This is a genomic window from Streptomyces sp. SDr-06 (assembly GCF_003324565.1).
Lineage (GTDB): Bacteria > Actinomycetota > Actinomycetes > Streptomycetales > Streptomycetaceae > Streptomyces.
Genome location: NZ_QOLA01000018.1, coordinates 137,314 through 157,016, shown reverse-complemented (window position 1 = coordinate 157,016; position 19,703 = coordinate 137,314). Strand labels below are relative to the sequence as shown.

General features: G+C 72.4%; 13 protein-coding genes and 1 riboswitch. Of the genes, 10 read left to right on the top strand and 3 right to left on the bottom strand.

Annotated features, from left to right (window positions below; all coding sequences use genetic code 11):
* Positions 1–12 precede the first annotated feature (12 nt).
* From DT019_RS29290 to DT019_RS29280, 3 genes are all read left to right on the top strand, one after another.
* Positions 13–888: a carbohydrate ABC transporter permease gene (locus tag DT019_RS29290; protein ID WP_114039955.1), complete on the top strand. Its 876-nt coding sequence runs from the start codon at positions 13–15 to the stop codon at positions 886–888.
* A 107-nt stretch (positions 889–995) separates the two neighbouring features.
* Entirely contained in the window at positions 996–2,567 is a 1,572-nt protein-coding gene (locus tag DT019_RS29285; protein ID WP_114039954.1) for a glycoside hydrolase family 13 protein, read from the top strand.
* 45 nt (positions 2,568–2,612) lie between these two features.
* Positions 2,613–5,066 carry a discoidin domain-containing protein gene (locus DT019_RS29280; protein ID WP_223279823.1) on the top strand — a complete coding sequence of 818 codons (2,454 nt, stop codon included), beginning with the start codon at positions 2,613–2,615 and terminating at the stop codon, positions 5,064–5,066.
* 12 nt (positions 5,067–5,078) lie between these two features.
* Here the strand turns inward: DT019_RS29280 and DT019_RS29275 are convergent, their stop codons facing one another.
* A complete protein-coding gene (locus tag DT019_RS29275) occupies positions 5,079–6,311 on the bottom strand; it encodes a citrate synthase (protein ID WP_114039953.1) in 1,233 nt (410 codons plus the stop codon).
* 97 nt (positions 6,312–6,408) lie between these two features.
* Here DT019_RS29275 and DT019_RS29270 point away from each other — a divergent pair, with 97 nt between their 5' ends.
* Positions 6,409–7,566, top strand: a complete 1,158-nt coding sequence (locus DT019_RS29270) for a citrate synthase/methylcitrate synthase (RefSeq protein ID WP_114039952.1) — start codon at positions 6,409–6,411, stop codon at positions 7,564–7,566.
* 12 nt (positions 7,567–7,578) lie between these two features.
* A complete protein-coding gene (locus tag DT019_RS29265; RefSeq protein WP_114039951.1) occupies positions 7,579–8,700 on the top strand; it encodes a CobW family GTP-binding protein in 1,122 nt (373 codons plus the stop codon).
* Positions 8,701–8,724: 24 nt separating this feature from the next.
* Here DT019_RS29265 and DT019_RS29260 read toward each other — a convergent pair whose 3' ends face one another.
* Positions 8,725–11,187, bottom strand: a complete 2,463-nt coding sequence (locus tag DT019_RS29260; RefSeq protein WP_114039950.1) for a DNA topoisomerase (ATP-hydrolyzing) subunit A — start codon at positions 11,185–11,187, stop codon at positions 8,725–8,727.
* A 207-nt stretch (positions 11,188–11,394) separates the two neighbouring features.
* Between DT019_RS29260 and DT019_RS29255 the strand changes: the two genes are divergently transcribed.
* From DT019_RS29255 to DT019_RS29240, 4 genes are all read left to right on the top strand, one after another.
* A complete protein-coding gene (locus DT019_RS29255; RefSeq protein WP_114039978.1) occupies positions 11,395–12,735 on the top strand; it encodes a M16 family metallopeptidase in 1,341 nt (446 codons plus the stop codon).
* Between the two features lie 17 nt (positions 12,736–12,752).
* Entirely contained in the window at positions 12,753–14,117 is a 1,365-nt protein-coding gene (locus DT019_RS29250) for a M16 family metallopeptidase (protein ID WP_114039977.1), read from the top strand.
* A gap of 203 nt (positions 14,118–14,320) precedes the next feature.
* A riboswitch (cyclic di-AMP (ydaO/yuaA leader) is annotated at positions 14,321–14,480 on the top strand.
* 13 nt (positions 14,481–14,493) lie between these two features.
* On the top strand, positions 14,494–15,258 hold the full coding sequence (locus DT019_RS29245; protein WP_114039949.1) for a M23 family metallopeptidase: 765 nt from the start codon (positions 14,494–14,496) through the stop codon (positions 15,256–15,258).
* Positions 15,259–15,438: 180 nt separating this feature from the next.
* Positions 15,439–16,116, top strand: coding sequence for a GntR family transcriptional regulator (locus tag DT019_RS29240; protein WP_114039948.1), 678 nt, complete (start codon positions 15,439–15,441; stop codon positions 16,114–16,116).
* Positions 16,117–16,288: 172 nt separating this feature from the next.
* On the opposite strand, the gene DT019_RS29235 is transcribed toward DT019_RS29240, so the two are convergent.
* Positions 16,289–16,570: an HPr family phosphocarrier protein gene (locus DT019_RS29235; protein ID WP_100575907.1), complete on the bottom strand. Its 282-nt coding sequence runs from the start codon at positions 16,568–16,570 to the stop codon at positions 16,289–16,291.
* 152 nt (positions 16,571–16,722) lie between these two features.
* Here DT019_RS29235 and DT019_RS29230 point away from each other — a divergent pair, with 152 nt between their 5' ends.
* The gene (locus DT019_RS29230) at positions 16,723–19,689 is read left to right on the top strand and encodes a bifunctional GNAT family N-acetyltransferase/acetate--CoA ligase family protein (RefSeq protein ID WP_114039947.1); all 2,967 of its coding nucleotides are present in this window, start codon (positions 16,723–16,725) and stop codon (positions 19,687–19,689) included.
* The last annotated feature ends 14 nt before the right edge of the window (positions 19,690–19,703 follow it).

Genomic DNA, 19,703 nt, shown 5'->3' with positions numbered 1-19,703 from the left:
GTGGGGGAACCCATGTCGACACGCACGCTCATCTCACCGGCCACCCTCGGCCGCACCCGGGGCAAGATCGTCTACTGGACCGTCTTCGCCGTCGTGATGCTCCTGTTCACGCTCGTCTTCATCGGGCCGCTGTACTGGATGGCCGTCAACGGGCTGAAATCAACAGAGGAGTTCACCAGGATCCCGCCCACCCTGGTCCCGCACGGTGTGCACACCGACAACCTCACCAACGCCTGGCGCGTGATGGACTTCGCCAGGCTCCTGCTCAACACGGTCTGGTACGCCGTCGGCGCGCTCGCCTTCCAGCTCGTCCTCGACGTGGCCGCCGCCTACTCGCTGTCCAAGCTGAGGCCGGTCCTCGGCCGGGCGATCCTCGCGATGATGCTGGCCACCCTCATGATCCCGGCGGCCGTCCTCGTCGTACCCCAGTACCTGACCGTGCTCGACGTGCCGATCTTCCGGCGGAACCTGCTCAACACGCCCTGGGCGATCTGGCTGCCCTCGGTCACCAACGCCTTCAACATCTTCCTGCTCAAGCGGTTCTTCGACTCGATCCCGAGGGAGCTCCTGGACGCCGCGTCCATCGACGGCGCCTCCCCGCTGCGGACGCTGCGCTCGGTGGTGCTGCCCCTGTCCCGGCCGATCCTCGGCGTCGTCTCCATCTTCGCGGTGGTCGGCGTCTGGAAGGACTTCCTCTGGCCGATGCTCACCCTGCCCGACCCCGGCAAGCAGACCCTCAACGTCGGCATCTACTCGCTCGCCCAGGGAGTGCCCGAGAACTGGCTCACGGCCGCGCTCGCCATGGCGTCGGTCCCCACTCTCGTGCTCTTCCTCGTGTTCCAGCGCAACATCATGAGCGGTCTCACCGCGGGCGGCCTCAAGGGCTGACGCCCCCTCCCGCCCTCCCCGCACTCCGCCGCCGGCCCCTCCACCATGCCCCCGCTGAACGACGGGGGGCCGGCGGCGGGATCCCACCTGCCCGAAAGGACCTTCCCGTGGCAGCCCACGAAAGCGACGACTGGTGGCGCTCGGCCGCCGTCTACCAGGTGTACGTACGCAGCTTCGCCGACGGAGACGGCGACGGCACCGGCGATCTCGCGGGCGTCCGGGCCAAGCTGCCCTACCTCGCCGAACTGGGCGTCGATGCCCTGTGGTTCACCCCCTGGTACCTGTCCCCGCTGGCCGACGGCGGTTACGACGTGGCCGACTACCGCGCCATCGACCCGGCGTTCGGCACCCTGGCCGAGGCCGAGAAGCTCATCGCGGAGGCGCGCGGCTTCGGCATCCGCACCATCGTCGACATCGTGCCCAACCACATCTCGGACCAGCACCCCTGGTTCCGGGCCGCACTGGCCGCCGGGCCCGGCAGCCCCGAGCGCGAGCTGTTCCACTTCCGGCCGGGCCGCGGTGAGCACGGCGAACTGCCGCCCAACACCTGGCCGTCGCAGTTCGCGGGGGACACCTGGACCCGGGTCGCGGACGGCGAGTGGTACCTCCATCTATTCACTCCCCAGCAGCCCGACCTCAACTGGGCCCACCCCGCGGTGCGCCAGGAACACGAGGACGTGCTGCGGTTCTGGTTCGAGCGGGGAGTGGCGGGCGTCCGCATCGACTCGGCGGCGCTGCTCGCCAAGGACCCGGCGCTCCCCGACTTCACCGAGGGCGCCGACCGGCACCCCTACATCGACCGCGACGAACTGCACGACATCTACCGCTCCTGGCGGGCGGTGGCCGACGAGTACGGCGCGATCTTCGTCGGGGAGGTCTGGCTGCCCGACAGCGAGCGCTTCGCCCGCTATCTGCGCCCCGACGAACTGCACACCGCCTTCAACTTCATCTTCATGGCCTGCCCCTGGGACGCGGACCTGCTGCGCGCCTCCATCGACGACACCCTCGCCGAACACGCCCCCGTCGGCGCGCCCGCCACCTGGGTGCTGTGCAACCACGACGTGACCCGCACCGTCACCCGCTACGGCCGCGAGGACACCGGGTTCGACTTCGCGACCAAGCGCTTCGGCACCCCCACCGACCTGGCGCTCGGCACCCGTCGGGCCCGCGCCGCCGCCCTGCTCTCCCTCGCCCTGCCCGGCTCGGTCTACCTCTACCAGGGCGAGGAGCTGGGCCTGCCCGAGGCGGACATCCCGCCGGAGCGCATCCAGGACCCGATGCACTTCCGCTCCGGCGGGGTGGACCCGGGACGCGACGGCTGCCGCGTGCCACTGCCCTGGAGCGCCGATCCGTGGGCCACACCCTGGCTGCCCCAGCCCGCCGACTGGGCGCGCTACGCCGCCGACCGCCAGGACCGGGACCCGTCCTCCATGCTCAGCCTCTACCGCCGCGCCCTCGCCGTCCGACAGGTCCAAGCGGGCTTCGGCGACGGCGCGTTGACGTGGCTGGACGCACCCCACGGCGTGCTCTCCTTCGCCCGTGAGGACGGCCTTCGCTGTGTCGTCAACTTCGCCGACGAGCCGGTCCGGCTCCCGGACCATCGCACGCTCCTCCTCGCGAGCGGCCCCCTGACCGGCGGGCTCCTCCCCAAGGACACGGCGGTCTGGCTGCGCGCCTGACCCCGTCCGCGCCATCCCCGCTCCCCCCACCAGGAAGGAACTGTCATGGGCATGATCCGATCCGTGATCGGTGCGCCGTCCCCCGAGCCACCACCCCCACCGGGACGGACCCTCGCCGTGCGCCGTGCCACGGCCGCCGGGCGGGCCGCCGCCGCGGTCGCGGCACTCGCCTGTGTCGTCGCGCTCGGCGCCGTCGGAGCCGCGGGCGGCGCCGCCGCCTCGGCCGCCGGGACCGCCCCGCTGTCCCCTCTGTCCGTGGCGGGCCGCGGCGCCGCCGTGCCGTTCACCGAGATCGAGGCGGAGGCCGCCGCCACCAACGGCACGGTGATCGGCCCCGACCGCACCTACACCTCGCTGCCCTCCGAGGCCTCCGGCCGCAGCGCGGTGCGGCTCGACGCACCCGGCCAGTACGTCGAGTTCACCCTCACCCAGCCGGCCAACGCCGTCGACCTGCGCTACAGCGTCCCCGACAACGCGGCGGGCACCGGCCTCAGCACGCCGATGGAGATCAGCTCCGGCGGAACCAGGCTCAAGGACGTGACCTTCACCTCCAAGTACGGCTGGTTCTACGGCAGTTACCCCTTTCAGAACCAGCCCGGGGACAAGCCGCACCACTTCTACGACGAGACCCGCACGCTCCTCGGCACGACCCTGCCCGCCGGGGCGAAGGTCCGCGTCACCCTGCCCTCGACCACCGCGACGCCGTGGGCCGTCGTCGACCTCGCCGACTTCGAACGCGTGCCGGACCCGGTGGCGCGGCCCGCGGGATCGCTCTCCGTCACGGACTACGGCGCCGACGCGAGCGGGGCGGCCGACTCGACCTCCGCCTTCCAGCAGGCGGTCGACGCGGGCAGGGCCCAGGGCAAGGAGGTCTACATCCCCACGGGCACCTTCAGGCTGACCGACCACGTGGTGGTGGACCAGGTGACGCTGGCCGGGGCGGGCCCCTGGTACTCGGTGCTCACCGGCCGCAGCTCCACCGACCGCACCCGGGCCGCCGGGATCTACGGGAAGTACGTCACCGGCGGCGGCTACAAGGGGCAGATACGCCCCTACGAGTCGGGCGGCCCCAGCCGGAACGTCACCCTGAAGGACTTCGCGCTGATCGGCGAGATCACCGAGCGGGTCGACGAAGATCAGGTCAACGGGATCGGCGGCGCGCTCAGCAACTCCACCGTCGACGACGTGTGGCTCCAGCACACCAAGGTCGGGGCCTGGATGGACGGCCCCATGGATGACTTCCACATCAAGAACAGCCGGATCCTGGACCAGATGGCCGACGGCGTCAACTTCCACTGGGGAGTGACCCATTCGTCGGTCGAGAACACCCTGCTGCGCAACACCGGGGACGACGGACTCGCCATGTGGTCGGACACCGTGACCGACGCCGGCAACACGTTCAGGAACAACACGGTGGTGGCGCCCGTCCTCGCCAACAACATCGCCCTGTACGGAGGCAAGGACAACGCGGTGACCGACAACGTGGTCGCGGACACGGTGACCAACGGGGGCGGACTGCACGTCGGCAACCGGTTCGACGGGGTCAACCCCGGCAGCGGCACGGACGTCCAGGGCACCATCACGCTGGCCCGCAACACCACCATCCGGGCGGGCAACGCCGACCTCGGCTGGCCCTTCCCGATCGGCGCGGTCTGGTTCGACTCCCGCAACAGCACCATGGACAAGGCGACCGTCAACGTCACCGACACCGACATCCTGGACAGCTCCTACGCGGCCATCCACTTCGTGTCCGGCACCACCAAGGGGGTCACCTTCAACAACGTCAACATTGACGGCACCGGCACCTTCGCCCTCCAGTTCAACGATCCGGCGCAGCTCAGCATGGCCGGCGTCACGGCGAAGAACCTCGGGTTCAGCGAGCCGGTCTACAGCTGCCTCGGCGGCAACCTCGCCCTCACCCAGGGCCCGGGCAACTCCGGCTGGAACGGCAAGCTGCCCGCCACCTACTGCGGCGAGTGGCCCAAGCCCAACTACGATCACGGCGGCACCACCCCGCCGCCGAGCAGCCCGCCGCCCACCGGGCCCAGTTCGCCGCCGCCGAGCAGCCCGCCCGCCGACCCGAACCTGGCCAAGGGCCGCCCGGTCACCGAGACCTCGCACACCCAGGTCTACGACGCGGCCAAGGCCGTCGACGGAGATGCCGGGAGCTACTGGGAGAGCGCCAACAACGCGTTCCCGCAGTCGATCACCGTCGACCTGGGGGCCGTGCGAAGTGTCGGCCGCCTCGTCCTGAAGCTGCCTCCCGCCACCGCCTGGGGCGCCCGCACCGAGACGCTCTCCGTGCTCGGCAGCGCCGACAACAGCGGGTACGGGCAGCTCCTGGCGAGCCGGGGCTGCGCCTTCGACCCGGCCAGCGGCAACCAGGTCACGCTCACCCTGCCGGGGAACACCGCCACCCGCTATCTGCGGCTCACGGTGACCGCCAACACCGGATGGCCCGCCGCCCAGATCGGCGAACTGGAGGCGTACGCCCCCTGAGGCAGGGGGAGTTCAGGAGGGCAGGGGGCGCGGCGGGCGGGGGCCGGTGTAGATGCCGCTCGGCCGCATCCGGAGCGGGCGCTGCGCGTACTCCTCCAGCGCGTGGGCGATCCAGCCCGCCGTGCGGGCCACCGCGAACACCGTCTCGCCGGCCTCGGCGGGCATGCCGAACGCCACGCTCATGACGGCGAGCGCCAGGTCGACATTGGCGTGCAGGGCGGTGTGCCGGGCCGTCGTGTCGACCAGGTCGCGCGCCGCCGCGAGCGCGTCGGTGGCCTGCGGGAGGGCCCCGAGAAGGGCGAACAGGGCCTGGGCGCGCGGGTCCTCGCCCGGGTAGAGCCGGTGCCCGAGGCCCGGCAGGCGCCGCCCGGAGCGCAGATGGTCGGCGACGACCGGGGCGGCGCCGCCGCGTTCGAGCACTTCGGTCAGGGTCCGGTGGGCGAGCCCGCTGGCGGCGCCGTGCAGCGGCCCCTCCAGCGCCCCGAGCCCCGCCGAGACCACGGCGTACGGATGGGCGCGGGCCGAGGCGGCGACCCGGGCGGCGAGCGTGGAGGCGGCCAGGTCGTGGTCGATGAGCAGCGCGAGTGCCGTGTCCAGCAAGCGAATGGACGGCTCGTCAGGCGGCCGGGGTGTGAGGCGCTGCCACAGCTGCCAGGCCGTCCGGCCCTCGCCGCGGTGCCGCTTGCCCGCCGTCGGCAGGGCGCCCACCAGGGTGGGGATCAGCATGCGGGCGCAGCCGAGCACGGCGGTGGCGTCGAGGTCGAAGCGCAGCGGGTCGGCCGCCGAGGCCGCGACGGCGGCGACCCGCAGCCGGTCCATCGAGCCGCTGTGCACCGGCAGCGCGTTGACGGCGAGCCGGGCCGCGTCGAGGAACTGCTGGGGCGCGGTGAACCGGGGGCCGTGCGTCAGCTCCCCGGTCCACACCCACTCGGCGACCTCCTCGAAGCCGTACGCCGTGGCCAGCTCCACCGCGTCGACGCCGCGGAAGTAGTAGCGGTCCCGGTCGATCAGGGTGATCGCGGTGCGGAAGCTCAGCTCGCCGTCCTTGCCGGCGCCGCCCTGCTCCCGGCGGCCGGCTCGCCGGGCCAGCGCGTCGACCTCCCGGGCGTCGAAGGTGGAGCCGCGACCGCCGGGGGCGCGTTCACTGCTCAGCTGCCCGCGGCTGACGTACGCGTAGACCGTCTCGGGCTTCACGCCGAGCCGCTCCGCCGCCTCGCGGGTGGTGAGCCGTGCCTGATCCGTCATGGGGCCACCGTATCCATATTGATTCAATCAATGTTGACAGCTGTTGAGTCAATCATAGACAGTCGAGTCAATATGAAGAACTGAAGGAGGCAGCCACATGGCCAGCACCAGCACCGCCCCCGCCGCGGTACCCCGCGGGCTCGCGGGCGTCGTCGTCACGGACACCGAACTCGGCGACGTCCGCGGCCGCGAGGGCTTCTACCACTACCGCCAGTACTCGGCCGTCGAGCTCGCGCAGAGCCGCTCCTTCGAGGACGTCTGGCACCTGATGTTCCACGGCGAGCTGCCCGACACCGAGGCCCGCGCCGCCTTCACCGCCCGCACCGCGGCCCTGCGCCATCTGCCCGCCGGGGTCCGCGAGGCGCTGCCCGGCATCGCCCGCACCGGCGCCCTGGCGGGTCCGCTCGCCGGACTGCGCACCGCGCTCTCGCTCCTCGGCGCCGCCAAGGGCTTCCGGCCGGTGTACGACCTGGACGCCGGCCGGCGCGCCGAGGACGCGCTCGCCGCCTGCGCCGCCGTGCCCACGCTGTTGACCGCCCTGCACCGGCTCGGCCAGGGGCTCGAACCGGTCGAACCCCGCGACGACCTTCCGTACGCCGCCAACTACCTCTACATGCTGACCGGTTCACCGGCGGAGCCCGAACGCGTACGGGCCGTCGAGCAGTACCTCATCTCGACCATCGACCACGGCTTCAACGCCTCCACCTTCACCGCCCGCGTCGTCGCCTCCACCGGGGCGGACGTCGCGGCGAGCCTGGTGGCCGCGATCGGCGCGCTCTCCGGACCCCTGCACGGCGGCGCCCCCAGCCGCGCCCTCGACACCCTCGACGCCATCGGCACCCCCGACCGCATCGACAGCTGGATCCGTGAACGCGTCCTGGCGGGCGACCGGATCATGGGCTTCGGGCACCCCGTCTACCGCACCGAGGACCCCCGCTCGCGCATGCTGCGCAAGATCGCCGAAGGGTTCGGCGGGCCGCTGGTGGAATTCGCCGTCGAGGTGGAGCGCCAGGTCGAGGCGATCCTGGCCGAGCTCAAGCCGGGCCGCGAGCTGCACACCAACGTGGAGTTCTATGCCGGGGTGGTCATGGAGCTGTGCGGGCTGCCCCGCGAGATGTTCACGCCCACCTTCTGCGCCGCCCGCGTGGTCGGCTGGAGCGCCAATATCCTGGAGCAGTCGGCGGACTCGAAGATCATTCGCCCGGCGGCCCGCTACGTGGGCCCGCCCCCGCCGCGGCCCGTACCCGCAGTCTGAGAAAGGCCCCAGGTGAGCAGCCCGAGCAAGCAGATCCCCGTCATCGTCCTCGCGGGCTTCCTCGGCTCGGGCAAGACCACCTTGCTCAACCATCTGCTCAGGGCCTGCCGGGGCACCCGGATCGGGGCCATCGTCAACGACTTCGGCTCCATCGAGATCGACGCCATGACGGTGGCGGGTCAGCTCGGCGACTCCACCGTCTCGCTCGGCAACGGCTGCCTGTGCTGCGCCGTGGACGCCGGCGAGCTCGACCTCTACCTGGACAAGCTGACCCGGCCCGCCGCCCGCCTCGACGTCATCGTCATCGAGGCGAGCGGACTCGCCGAGCCCCAGGAGCTCGTGAAGATGGTGCTGGCCAGCGAGAACCCGCGGATCGTGTACGGAGGCCTGGTCGAGGTCGTGGACGCCGCCGAGTACGACGCCACGCGTGAGCGGCACCCCGAGATCGAACGGCACCTGACCGTCGCGGACCTGGTGGTGCTCAACAAGACGGACCGGGTCGACGAGGCGGACCTCGCCCGGCTGCGCACCGCGCTCGCCGGGACGGCCGCGGTGGTCGAGGCCGCGTACGGCCGGGTCGACCCGGAGCTCTTCTTCGACCGCAGGCCGCTGACGCAGCGGGTGGGACAGCTCGCCTTCGACGACCTGCTCGACGACCTACCCGCGGCGGGCGGCTGCGCCGAGGGCGGCCACGACCACGACGGCTGTGCCGGACCCGCCCATCTGCACACCGGGTACGAATCCCTGGCCTTCACCTCGGACGTGCCCCTGGACCCGCGCCGTCTGATGGCCTTCCTCGACACCCGGCCCGAAGGCCTCTACCGCATCAAGGGATTCATCGACTTCGGCGCCGCCGACCCCCGCAACCGGTGCGCCGTGCACGCCGTCGGCCGCTTCCTGCGCTTCTACCCCGAGCCCTGGACGGGCGGGCAGGAGCGCCGCACCGAACTCGTCCTCATCGGCGCGGGCATCGACGCGCCCGCCCTGGACAAGCAGCTCGCCGGGTGCGTGGCGGACCCGGGCGTCACCCCGCCCGAGCACGCGATGTGGGGTGTCCTGCGTTACGTGCCCGAGCCCGGGCAGGAACCGCACGAGGCCGGGGAGTCCGACGAACTCCCCGGCCCTGTCGACTAGTTGACGTAAGTGACGCGTCTCCCGCTACGAGGCCGGGCCCGCCAGGATCGCCACGGGGGAGGGCAGCGGGGTGCCCGAGCCGTCACGGCGCGGGTCGGGCTCCGGCAGCTGCGCCGGGGCGCCGTTGGCCTGGGCCGCGCGGACCGGGGCCGGGCCCGCCCAGGCCAGCACCAGCTTGTCCTCGCCCTTCAGGAAGCGCTGGCAGCGCACCCCGCCGGTCGCCCGGCCCTTGCGGGGGTACTGGTCGAACGGCGTCAGCTTCGCGGACACCGCCGTGTCGCCGAGCAGCGTGGCCCCCGAGCCCGCCACCGAGAACACCATCGCGTCCCCGGCCGGGTCGACCGCCGTGAACGAGATGACCTTGGCGCCGTCGGCCAGCTTGATGCCGGCCATGCCGCCCGCGGGCCGCCCCTGGGGGCGCACCTGGCTCGCCTGGTAGCGCAGGAGCTGGGCGTCGTCGGTGATGAAGACCAGGTCCTCCTCGCCCGTGCGCAGCTCGGCCGCGCCCACGATCCGGTCACCGTCCTTGAGGGTGATGACCTCCAACTCGTCCTTGTTCGCCGGGTAGTCGGGCACCACGCGCTTGACGACGCCCTGCTCGGTGCCGATCGCGAGGCCCGGCGAGGACTCGTCGAGCGTGGTCAGGCACACCACCGTCTCGTCCGGCTCCAGGGAGGAGAGGAACTCCGAGATCGGCGCGCCGCCCGACAGGTTCGGCGCGGACGCCGTGTCCGGGAGCTGCGGCAGGTCGATCACCGCGAGCCGCAGCAGCCGCCCGGCGGACGTCACCACGCCCACGTCGCCGCGCTGCGTCGCGGGCACCGCCGAGACCACGACATCGTGCTTGACGCGCTTGTCGTCCTCGCCCGCCACGAACTGCTCGCCGGTGGCGGTGCGGGCCAGCAGGCCCGTCGAGGAGAGCAGCACCCGGCACGGGTCGTCGGCGACCTCCAGGGCGACGGCCGCGACCGGGGCGCCCGCCGACTCCAGGAGGACCGTGCGCCGGTCGGTGCTGAACTTCTTGGCGACCGCGGCCAGTTCGGCCGAGACCAGCTTGCGCAGCTCGCCGTCCGACTCCAGGATCCCGGTCAGCTCGTCGATCTCGCCGGTCAGCCGGTCGCGCTCGCTCTCCAGCTCGATCCGGTCGAACTTCGTGAGCCGGCGCAGCGGCGTGTCCAGGATGTACTGCGTCTGGATCTCGCTCAGCGAGAAGCGCTCGATGAGCCGCTCCTTCGCCTGTGCCGAGTTGTCACTCGACCGGATGATCCTGATGACCTCGTCGATGTCGACCAGGGCGACGAGCAGGCCCTCGACCAGGTGCAGCCGGTCCCGGCGCTTGGTGCGGCGGAACTCGCTGCGTCGGCGCACCACGTCGAAGCGGTGGTCGAGATAGACCTCCAGGAGCTCCTTGAGCCCCAGGGTCAGCGGCTGGCCGTCGACCAGGGCGACGTTGTTGATGCCGAAGGACTCCTCCATCGGCGTCAGCTTGTAGAGCTGCTCCAGGACGGCCTCGGGGACGAAGCCGTTCTTGATCTCGATGACAAGGCGCAGCCCGTGCGAACGGTCGGTGAGGTCCTTCACATCGGCGATGCCCTGGAGCTTCTTCGAGCCCACCAGGTCCTTGATCTTGGAGATCACCTTCTCCGGGCCGACCGTGAACGGCAGCTCGGTGACGACCAGGCCCTTGCGGCGGGCCGTCACGTTCTCCACCGAGGCGGTGGCGCGGATCTTGAAGGTGCCGCGGCCCGACTCGTACGCGTCCTTGATGCCGCTCAGGCCCACGATGCGGCCGCCCGTCGGCAGGTCGGGACCCGGCACGAAGCGCATCAGCGCCTCCAGGTCCGCGCCCGGGTGCCGGATCAGATGGCGGGCCGCCGCGATGACCTCGCCCAGGTTGTGCGGCGGCATGTTGGTCGCCATGCCGACCGCGATCCCGGACGAGCCGTTGACCAGCAGGTTCGGATAGGCGGCCGGAAGGGCGACCGGCTCCTGCTCCTGGCCGTCGTAGTTCGACGCGAAGTCGACCGTGTCCTCGTCGATCGACTCGGTCATCAGCGACGTGGCGTCGGCCATCTTGCACTCGGTGTACCGCATGGCGGCCGGCGGGTCGTCGTTGCCGAGCGAGCCGAAGTTGCCGTGGCCGTTCACCAGCGGCAGGCGCATCGAGAACGGCTGCGCCATGCGCACCAGGGCGTCGTAGATCGAGGCGTCGCCGTGCGGGTGCAGCTTGCCCATCACCTCGCCGACGACGCGGGCGCACTTCACATACCCGCGGTCGGGGCGCAGGCCCATCTCGTTCATCTGGTAGACGATGCGGCGCTGGACGGGCTTCATCCCGTCCCGGGCGTCCGGCAGGGCCCGCGAGTAGATCACGGAGTACGCGTACTCGAGGAAGGAGCCCTGCATCTCGTCGACGACGTCGATGTCGAGGATCCGCTCCTCGAAGTCGTCGGGCGGCGGCGGGGTCTTCGTGCTGCGGCGGGCCATCGCGGCTGCTGCTCCTTCACGTACCGGATCGGGTCTGATGCCGACCATTGTGGACCGTCCCACTGACAACGCCGACCGCGACCCGGGAACTTCGCCAGGTGCCCACGCGCTTGCATACAGTGGCAGGACTTCTTCACTCAGGACTTTCTCCCGCCAGTACTTCACACTGCGGTACTGCACATCGCGAACGAAGGGACGTACATGCCCATGGGTCACACGGCCACAGCGCAGGCCGGCTCCGGCGGCCTGACAGCGACTGAGCACCGACTGGCCAACGGCCTGCGCGTGGTGCTCTCCGAGGACCACCTGACCCCGGTCGCCGCGGTGTGCCTCTGGTACGACGTGGGCTCGCGCCACGAGGTCAAGGGCCGCACCGGCCTCGCCCACCTCTTCGAGCACCTCATGTTCCAGGGCTCCCAGCAGGTGCACGGCAACGGCCACTTCGAGCTGGTGCAGGGGGCCGGCGGGTCGCTGAACGGCACCACCAGCTTCGAGCGCACCAACTACTTCGAGACCATGCCCGCCCACCAGGTGGAGCTCGCGCTCTGGCTGGAGGCCGACCGCATGGGCTCGCTCCTGGCCGCGCTGGACGAGGAGTCGATGGAGAACCAGCGCGACGTCGTGAAGAACGAGCGCCGCCAGCGCTACGACAACGTGCCCTACGGCACCGCCTTCGAGAAGCTGACCGCCCTGGCCTACCCCGAGGGCCACCCCTACCACCACACGCCGATCGGCTCGATGGCCGATCTGGACGCGGCCACCCTGGAAGACGCCCGGCACTTCTTCCGTACGTACTACGCGCCCAACAACGCGGTGCTCGCGGTGGTCGGCGACATCGACCCCGAGCAGACGCTGGCCTGGGTGGAGAAGTACTTCGGCTCCATCCCCGGCCACGACGGCAAGCAGCCGCCGCGCGACGGCGCGCTGCCGGGCACCATGGGCGGGCAGCTGCGCGAGGTCGTCGAGGAGGACGTCCCGGCCCGCGCGCTGATGGCCGCCTACCGGCTGCCCCACGACGGCACCCGCGAGGCCGACGCCGCCGACCTGGCGCTCACCGTCCTCGGCGGCGGCGAGTCCTCCCGGCTGCACAACCGCCTGGTCCGCCGCGACCAGAGCGCGGTGGCCGCCGGATTCGGCCTGCTGCGGCTCGCCGGCGCCCCCTCGCTCGGCTGGCTGGACGTCAAGACGTCCGCGGGCGTCGAGGTCCCCGACATCGAGGCGGCGGTCGACGAGGAGCTCGCGCGGTTCGCCGAGGAGGGCCCCACCGACGAGGAGATGGAGCGCGCCCAGGCCCAGTTGGAGCGCGAGTGGCTCGACCGGCTCGGCACGGTCGCCGGCCGCGCCGACGAACTGTGCCGGTACGCCGTGCTGTTCGGCGACCCGCAGCTCGCCCTGACCGCGGTCGACCGGGTCCTGGACATCACCGCCGCCGAGGTCAAGGCGGTCGCCGCGGCGACGCTGCGCCCCGACAACCGGGCGGTGCTGGTGTACGAGCCCATCGCGGCACCCGAGGCAGGCAACGAAGAGGAAGAAGAGGCGGGCCAGTGACGGACGCTGTCGTGACCATGGAGTTCCACCCGCAGCCGGCCGCCGGCACCCCCACCCCGTGGGCCTTCCCGGCCCCCGAGCGCGGCACGCTCGCCAACGGCCTGACCGTGCTGCGCTGCCACCGGCCCGGCCAGCAGGTCGTCGCCGTGGAGATCTTCCTCGCGGCACCGCTGGACGCCGAGCCCGAGGGCCTCGACGGTGTCGCCACGATCATGGCGCGCGCCCTGACCGAGGGCACCGACAAGCACTCGGCCGAGGAGTTCGCCGCCGAGCTGGAGCGGTGCGGCGCCACCATCGACGCGCACGCCGACCATCCCGGCGTGCGGGTCTCCCTCGAAGTGCCGGTCTCGCGGCTGCCCAGGGCGCTCTCGCTGCTCGCCGAGGCGCTGCGCGCCCCTGCGTTCGCCGACTCCGAGATCGAGCGGCTGGTGCGCAACCGGCTCGACGAGATCCCGCACGAGCAGGCCAACCCGGCCCGGCGCGCCGCCAAGCAGCTCTCCAAGGAGCTGTTCCCGGCCTCCGCGCGCATGTCCCGGCCCCGCCAGGGCACCGAGGAGACCGTCGCCCCGATCGACGCGGCCGCGGTGCGCGCCTTCTACGAGGCGTACGTGCGGCCCGCGACGACGGTGGCCGTGGTCGTCGGCGACCTGGCGGGCACCGACCTCGACGCGATCCTCGCGGACACCCTGGGCGACTGGACCGGCGACCGGGCCGAGCCGCGTCCCGTCCCGCCGATCACCGCCGACGACACCGGCCGGGTCGTCATCGTGGACCGCCCCGGCGCGGTCCAGACCCAGCTCCTCATCGGCCGCGTCGGTGCCGACCGGCACGACCGGGTCTGGGCGGCCCAGGTGCTCGGCACGTACTGCCTGGGCGGCACCCTGACCTCCCGCCTCGACCGCGTGCTGCGCGAGGAGAAGGGCTACACCTACGGGGTGCGCGCGTTCGGCCAGGTTCTGCGCTCGGGGCCGGACGGTGGCGCCGCGATGCTCGCCATCAGCGGCTCGGTCGACACCCCGAACACCGGCCCGGCCCTCGACGACCTGTGGAAGGTGCTGCGCACGCTGGCCGCGGAGGGCCTCACCGACGCCGAGCGCGAGACCGCCGTGCAGAACCTGGTCGGCGTCGCGCCGCTCAAGTACGAGACGGCCGCGGCCGTCGCGGCGACGCTGGCCGACCAGGTCGAGCAGTTCCTGCCGGACGACTACCAGGCGCAGCTGTACGCGCAGCTCGCCGAGACCGGCACCGTGGAGGCGACGGCGGCCGTCGTCAACGCCTTCCCGGCCGACCGGCTCGTCACCGTGCTCGTGGGCGACGCCGCGCAGATCGAGGAGCCCGTCAGGGCGCTCGGCATCGGCGAAGTGACCGTCGTCGCGGGCTGATTGAGGCCCGCGCAGGCGGAGACGCGGGGGACCCCGGTGGCGGATGCGCCGCCGGGGTCCCCCCTTATGTCCGGTTTATTGGGGAGGTTGCCTGTCTGTGATGTGGCGTGCGCTACAAAATCCTGTGTGTGTTTGGTGATTGAAAGATCAGCCGTCTAGCGTCGGTCCCGCTGTCCGTCACCACCCGTCGCAGCCGCGGCACCGGACAGAGATCGCCGAGTCCCCGATGGCGCGAGCCAGGGGAGCCGGGGACCCACTCAGTCCCTGGGGTGAATCGGACGCCTCCGCCCGCGGAGGAGCCCGTAGGAGACCTTCCTGCTCCGAACCCGTCAGCTAACCCGGTAGGCGAGATGGAAGGAAAGGACACCGCCACTCCATGGCGTTCACCCGTGCCACCGGGAAGCACCGCGCGCCCAGCCGCATGACGCGCCGCAGCGCGAACATCGCGGGCATCGCCACCCTCGCCACCGCCGGAGTCGTAGGCACCCTCGCCTCCCCGGCCGTGGCCACCCCGAGCACCACCGCCGACACCGGCCTCAGCCAGGCCATCGTCATCGGCGACACCCTCGCCGACCAGCTGGGCGCCCAGGCCGACGCGCAGAAGCAGGCCGCCGTGAAGGCCAGGGCGAAGGCCGAGGCCGAGGCGGCCGCCAAGGCCAAGGCGGAGCAGCGGGCCAAGGAGGACCGCGAGGCCAAGGAGCGGGCCGCGCGCGAGGCCGAGCGCAAGCGCCTCAACACCTTCGTGGCCCCCATATCCGACAGCTATGTGTCCACCGGCTACAAGACCGGCGGCTCGATCTGGTCGTCGGGCAGCCACACCGGCATCGACTTCCACGCGGCGAGCGGCACTTCGGTGCACGCCGTGGGCCTGGGCACCGTCGTCGAGGCGGGCTGGGGCGGCGCGTACGGCAACAACATCGTGATCCGGATGAACGACGGCACGTACACCCAGTACGGCCACCTCTCGGTCATCCAGGTCTCCGTCGGCCAGTCCGTCGAGCCGGGCCAGCAGATCGCGCTGTCGGGCGACACCGGCAACACCACGGGCCCGCACCTCCACTTCGAGGCCCGCACGGGCCCGCAGTACGGCTCGGACATCGACCCCGTCGCCTATCTGCGCTCGCACGGCGTCAACGTCTAGGACGTACGCACGCACACGCGCGCACCGAAGGCCCCCGGCACGCAGCCGGGGGCCTTCGTCGTTGGCCGGAAGAAATGCATCGGTTCCGGCCCGTCACGGGGAATTAACAAGGCCTGCCATAGAGTCGCGGAAAAGACGGCCATCGACCGCGTTTCGCGGGGATCAGGCGGAGGTTCGGCCATGCGCATTCCGGCGCATTCGGTATGCACGGCAATCCGCGACGACATTGTCACGGGAGTCTTCGAGCGGGGCGGCCGGCTCGCCGAGGAGGTCCTCGCGCGCCGGTACGGGGTCTCCCGCGTGCCGGTCCGCGAAGCCCTGCGCACCCTGGAGTCCGAGGGCTTCGTGACCACCCGCAGGCACGCGGGCGCCTGTGTGGCCGAGCCCACCGACCTGGAGGCCACCGACCTCCTCGAACTGCGCGCGGTCCTGGAGCCGTTGGCCGCCGCGCGGGCCGCCGGGCGTCGAGGCGAGGCCCATCTCAAGGTGCTGCGCGGCCTGGTGAGGCTCGGTCAGGACCGGGCGCGGCGCGGCCAGGGCGAGGACCTGCGCTCGCTGGGCGGCTGGTTCCACGAGACGCTGGCCCAGGCGTCCGCGAGCCCCGGGCTCATCGCGCTGCTCACGCAGGTGCGGCACAAGATCGCCTGGATGTACGTGGTCGACGGGACGGTGCGCCCGGTGGAGACCTGGGCCGAACGCGGCGCCATCACCGACGCGGTGGCCCGCGGCGACGCCGAACGCGCCCGCTCGCTCACCGCCCTGCACGCCGAGCGATCCTTTTCCGCCCATCGGCTGCGCGGGGCCGCGGCCGTGAGAACTCCGCAACCTCCCGTAAACACCGCGAGCGCCCGCGCTTAACAAGGGTGCCGTATACAAAGAAGGTGAAAAGCGCGCCGCGTTTCGCTGCCCGGAATTCGGGCCCCGGTCGCCTTTCGCGTAATCCGTCAGGGGCCGCCCCGGTGCGGGAAAACGAAAGGGCCGCCTCTCCCGAACGTGGGAGTGACGGCCCTTCGACGTGACGTCGACCGGATCAGACGGTCTCGGGGAGCTCCTCGAGGCCCTCGGCGACCAGCTTGGCCAGCCGGTCGAGCGCGGCGTCCGCGCCCTCGGCGTCGGAGGCCAGCACGATCTCCTCGCCGCCCTGCGCACCCAGGCCGAGCACCGCGAGCATGGACGCGGCGTTGACCGGGTTGCCGTCGGCCTTGGCGATGGTCATGGGGACTCCGGCGGCCGTGGCGGCACGGACGAAGATGGACGCGGGGCGGGCGTGCAGGCCCTCGGCCCAGCCGACGTTGACGCGGCGCTCAGCCATGGTGTTGCCCTTCGAAATCTCTGACGGTTGTCTAGACCAGTCTCTCATGCGGTGCGCAATGCTCGTACCGACCATAGGCCCCAGTGTCCCGCCGATCGGCCCTCCCCACCTTGCCCCGCCCCGTACGGCCCCGCGACCCGTACGCTTTCGGTATGACGACGGCGTCCGACCCCGCGTACCCCGCTCACTGGGAGGCCGACGTGGTGCTGCGCGACGGCGGCACCGCACGCATCCGGCCCATCACCACCGAGGACGCCGAGCGGCTCGTCTCCTTCTACGAGCTGGTCTCGGACGAGTCGAAGTACTACCGCTTCTTCGCGCCCTACCCCCGGCTCTCCGCGAAGGACGTCCACCGCTTCACCCATCACGACTACGTCGACCGGGTCGGCCTTGCCGCCACGGTCGGGGGCGAGTTCATCGCGACGGTCCGCTACGACCGCATCAACGCCCAGGGCCGCCCCGCGTCCGCCCCCGCCGACGAGGCCGAGGTGGCCTTCCTCGTCCAGGACGCCCACCAGGGCCGGGGCGTCGCCTCCACCCTGCTCGAACACATCGCGGCGGTCGCCCGGGAGCGGGGTATCCGGCGGTTCGCGGCCGAGGTGCTCCCGGCCAACAGCAAGATGATCAAGGTGTTCACGGACGCCGGCTACCAGCAGAAGCGATCCTTCGAGGACGGCTCGGTCCACCTCACCCTCGACCTGGAGCCCACCGCCGAGTCGCTCGCCGTGCAGCGGGCCCGCGAGCACCGCGCCGAGGCGCGCTCCGTGCAGCGCCTGCTGGCCCCCGGCTCGGTCGCGGTCATCGGCGCCGGCCGGGCCCCGGGCGGCGTCGGCCGTGCCGTTCTGCGCAACCTCCTGGACGCCGGGTTCACCGGCCGCGTCCACGCGGTGAACAAGGCGCTCGGCGAGGGGCCCCACGAACTCGACGGCGTCCCCGCCTTCTCCTCCGTCGGCGCGATCGGCGAGCCGGTCGACCTGGCGATCGTCGCGGTGCCCGCCGAGCGGGTGCCCGAGGCCGTCGCCGACTGCGGCGAGCACGGCGTCCAGGGCCTCGTCGTCCTCGCGGCCGACTACGCCGAGAGCGGCCCGCACGGCAGGGAGCGCCAGCGCGCCCTGGTCCGCCAGGCCCGCTCCTACGGCATGCGGCTGATCGGCCCCAACGCCTTCGGGATCATCAACACCGCGGCCGGAGTGCGGCTGAACGCCTCGCTGGCCCCGCAGTCGCCGCCCGCGGGCCGGATCGGCCTGTTCACCCAGTCCGGCGCGATCGGGATAGCGCTCCTGTCGGGCCTCTACCGACGCGGCGCGGGCCTTTCGACGTTCATCTCCTCCGGCAACCGCGCCGACCTCTCCGGCAACGACTTCCTCCAGTACTGGCACGAGGACCCCGAAACGGATGTGGTCCTGCTCTACCTCGAATCCATCGGGAACCCGCGGAAGTTCACCCGCCTGGCCCGCCGCACCGCCGCGGCGAAGCCCGTCGTGGTGGTGAAGGGGGCCCGGCACAGCGGGACGACCCCGCCGGGCCACGCCGTGCCGGTGACCCGGGTGCCGGACGCCACCGTCTCCGCGCTGCTGCGCCAGGCGGGGGTGATCCTGGTCGGCACGGTCACCGAACTCGTCGACGCGGGCCTGCTGCTCGCGGGCCAGCCCCTGCCCGCGGGTCCGCGCGTGGCCATCCTCGGCAACTCCGAATCGCTCGGCCTGCTGACGTACGACGCCTGCCTGACCGAGGGGCTGCGCCCGCTCAAGCCCCTCGATCTGACGACCGGCGCCACCCCGGCCGACTTCCGTGCCGCACTCGCGGCGACCCTCGCGGACGACGCCTGCGACGCGGTGGTGGTGACGGCCATCCCCTGGGTCGGCGAGAACGGGGCCATGGAGTCCGGCGACGGCCAGGTCCTCGCCGACGCCCTGCGCGAGGCCGCGGCCACCGCCCCGGCCAAGCCCGTCGCCGTGGTCCACGTGGAGATCGGCGGCCTGGCCGAGGCACTGTCGGCGGCCGCCCGCACGGTGAACAAGGCGGCGCCCCGGGCACGGCCCGACGCCTCGCGGGCCCCGGCGGACCAGGCCGTGCCCGGCACCGCCCGGACCCCGGTGAATCCGGTGCCGCCCGGCACCGGTCCGGTCCTGGCGAACCCGGTGTCACCCGCGTCCTCGGCGTTCGAGAAGAAGGGGCCGCGGGAAGGTTCCCCCGGCACCTCCACCGGGGGGCAGCCGAACGTCGACCCCTCCGAACCCCGCGAGCCCCGCCGCATCCCCGCCTACCCCGCCGCCGAGCGGGCCGTGCGCGCCCTCGCCGAGGCCGTCCGCTACGCCCGCTGGCGCCGCGAGGCGGCCGACCCCGGCAAGGTGGGGGAGTACGACGACATCGACGAGGCGGGCGCGGCCGCGCTGATCGAGCGCCTCCTCGGGCCCGCGCCCGACCCGCGCGGTGTGACCCTGGCCGCCGAGGACGCCGGGGAACTGCTCGGCCGGTACGGCATCGCGGTGCGCCCCACGCTGCCCGCGCCCGACCCGGCCCGGGCCATCGAGGCCGCCCGCCGCCTCGGTTACCCGGTCGCCCTCAAGACCACCGCCCCGCACCTGCGCCACCGGCCCGACCTCGGCGGCGTGCGCCTGGACCTCGCGGACGAGCACCAACTCGCCCGTGCATATGCCGAATTGACGGCGAGCCTCGGCAAGCCCGAGGAGCTCAAGCCGGTCGTGCAGGCCATGGTGGCGCGCGGCGTCGACACCGTCGTGCGCGCCTCGATCGACTCGGCCGTCGGCGCGGTGCTGTCCTTCGGACTCGCCGGAGCAGCGTCCGAACTGCTCGGCGACACCGCGCACCGACTGATTCCCGCCACCGACCGCGACGCCGCCGAACTCCTGCGTTCCATCAGGACGGCGCCGCTCCTGTTCGGCTGGCGGGGTTCCGCGCCCGTCGACACCGCCGCCCTCGAAGAACTGCTCCTGCGCGTGTCGCGGCTGGTCGACGACCATCCCGAGGTGGTCGCGGTGGGCCTGGAGCCCGTCATCGTCGCCCAGCACGGCCTGTCGGTGCTCGGCGCGAACGTCCGCCTCGCGCCCGCCCCGCCCCGCACCGACCTCGGTCCCAGGCGCCTGCCCAGCTACTGAGGGCCGTCCGCCCC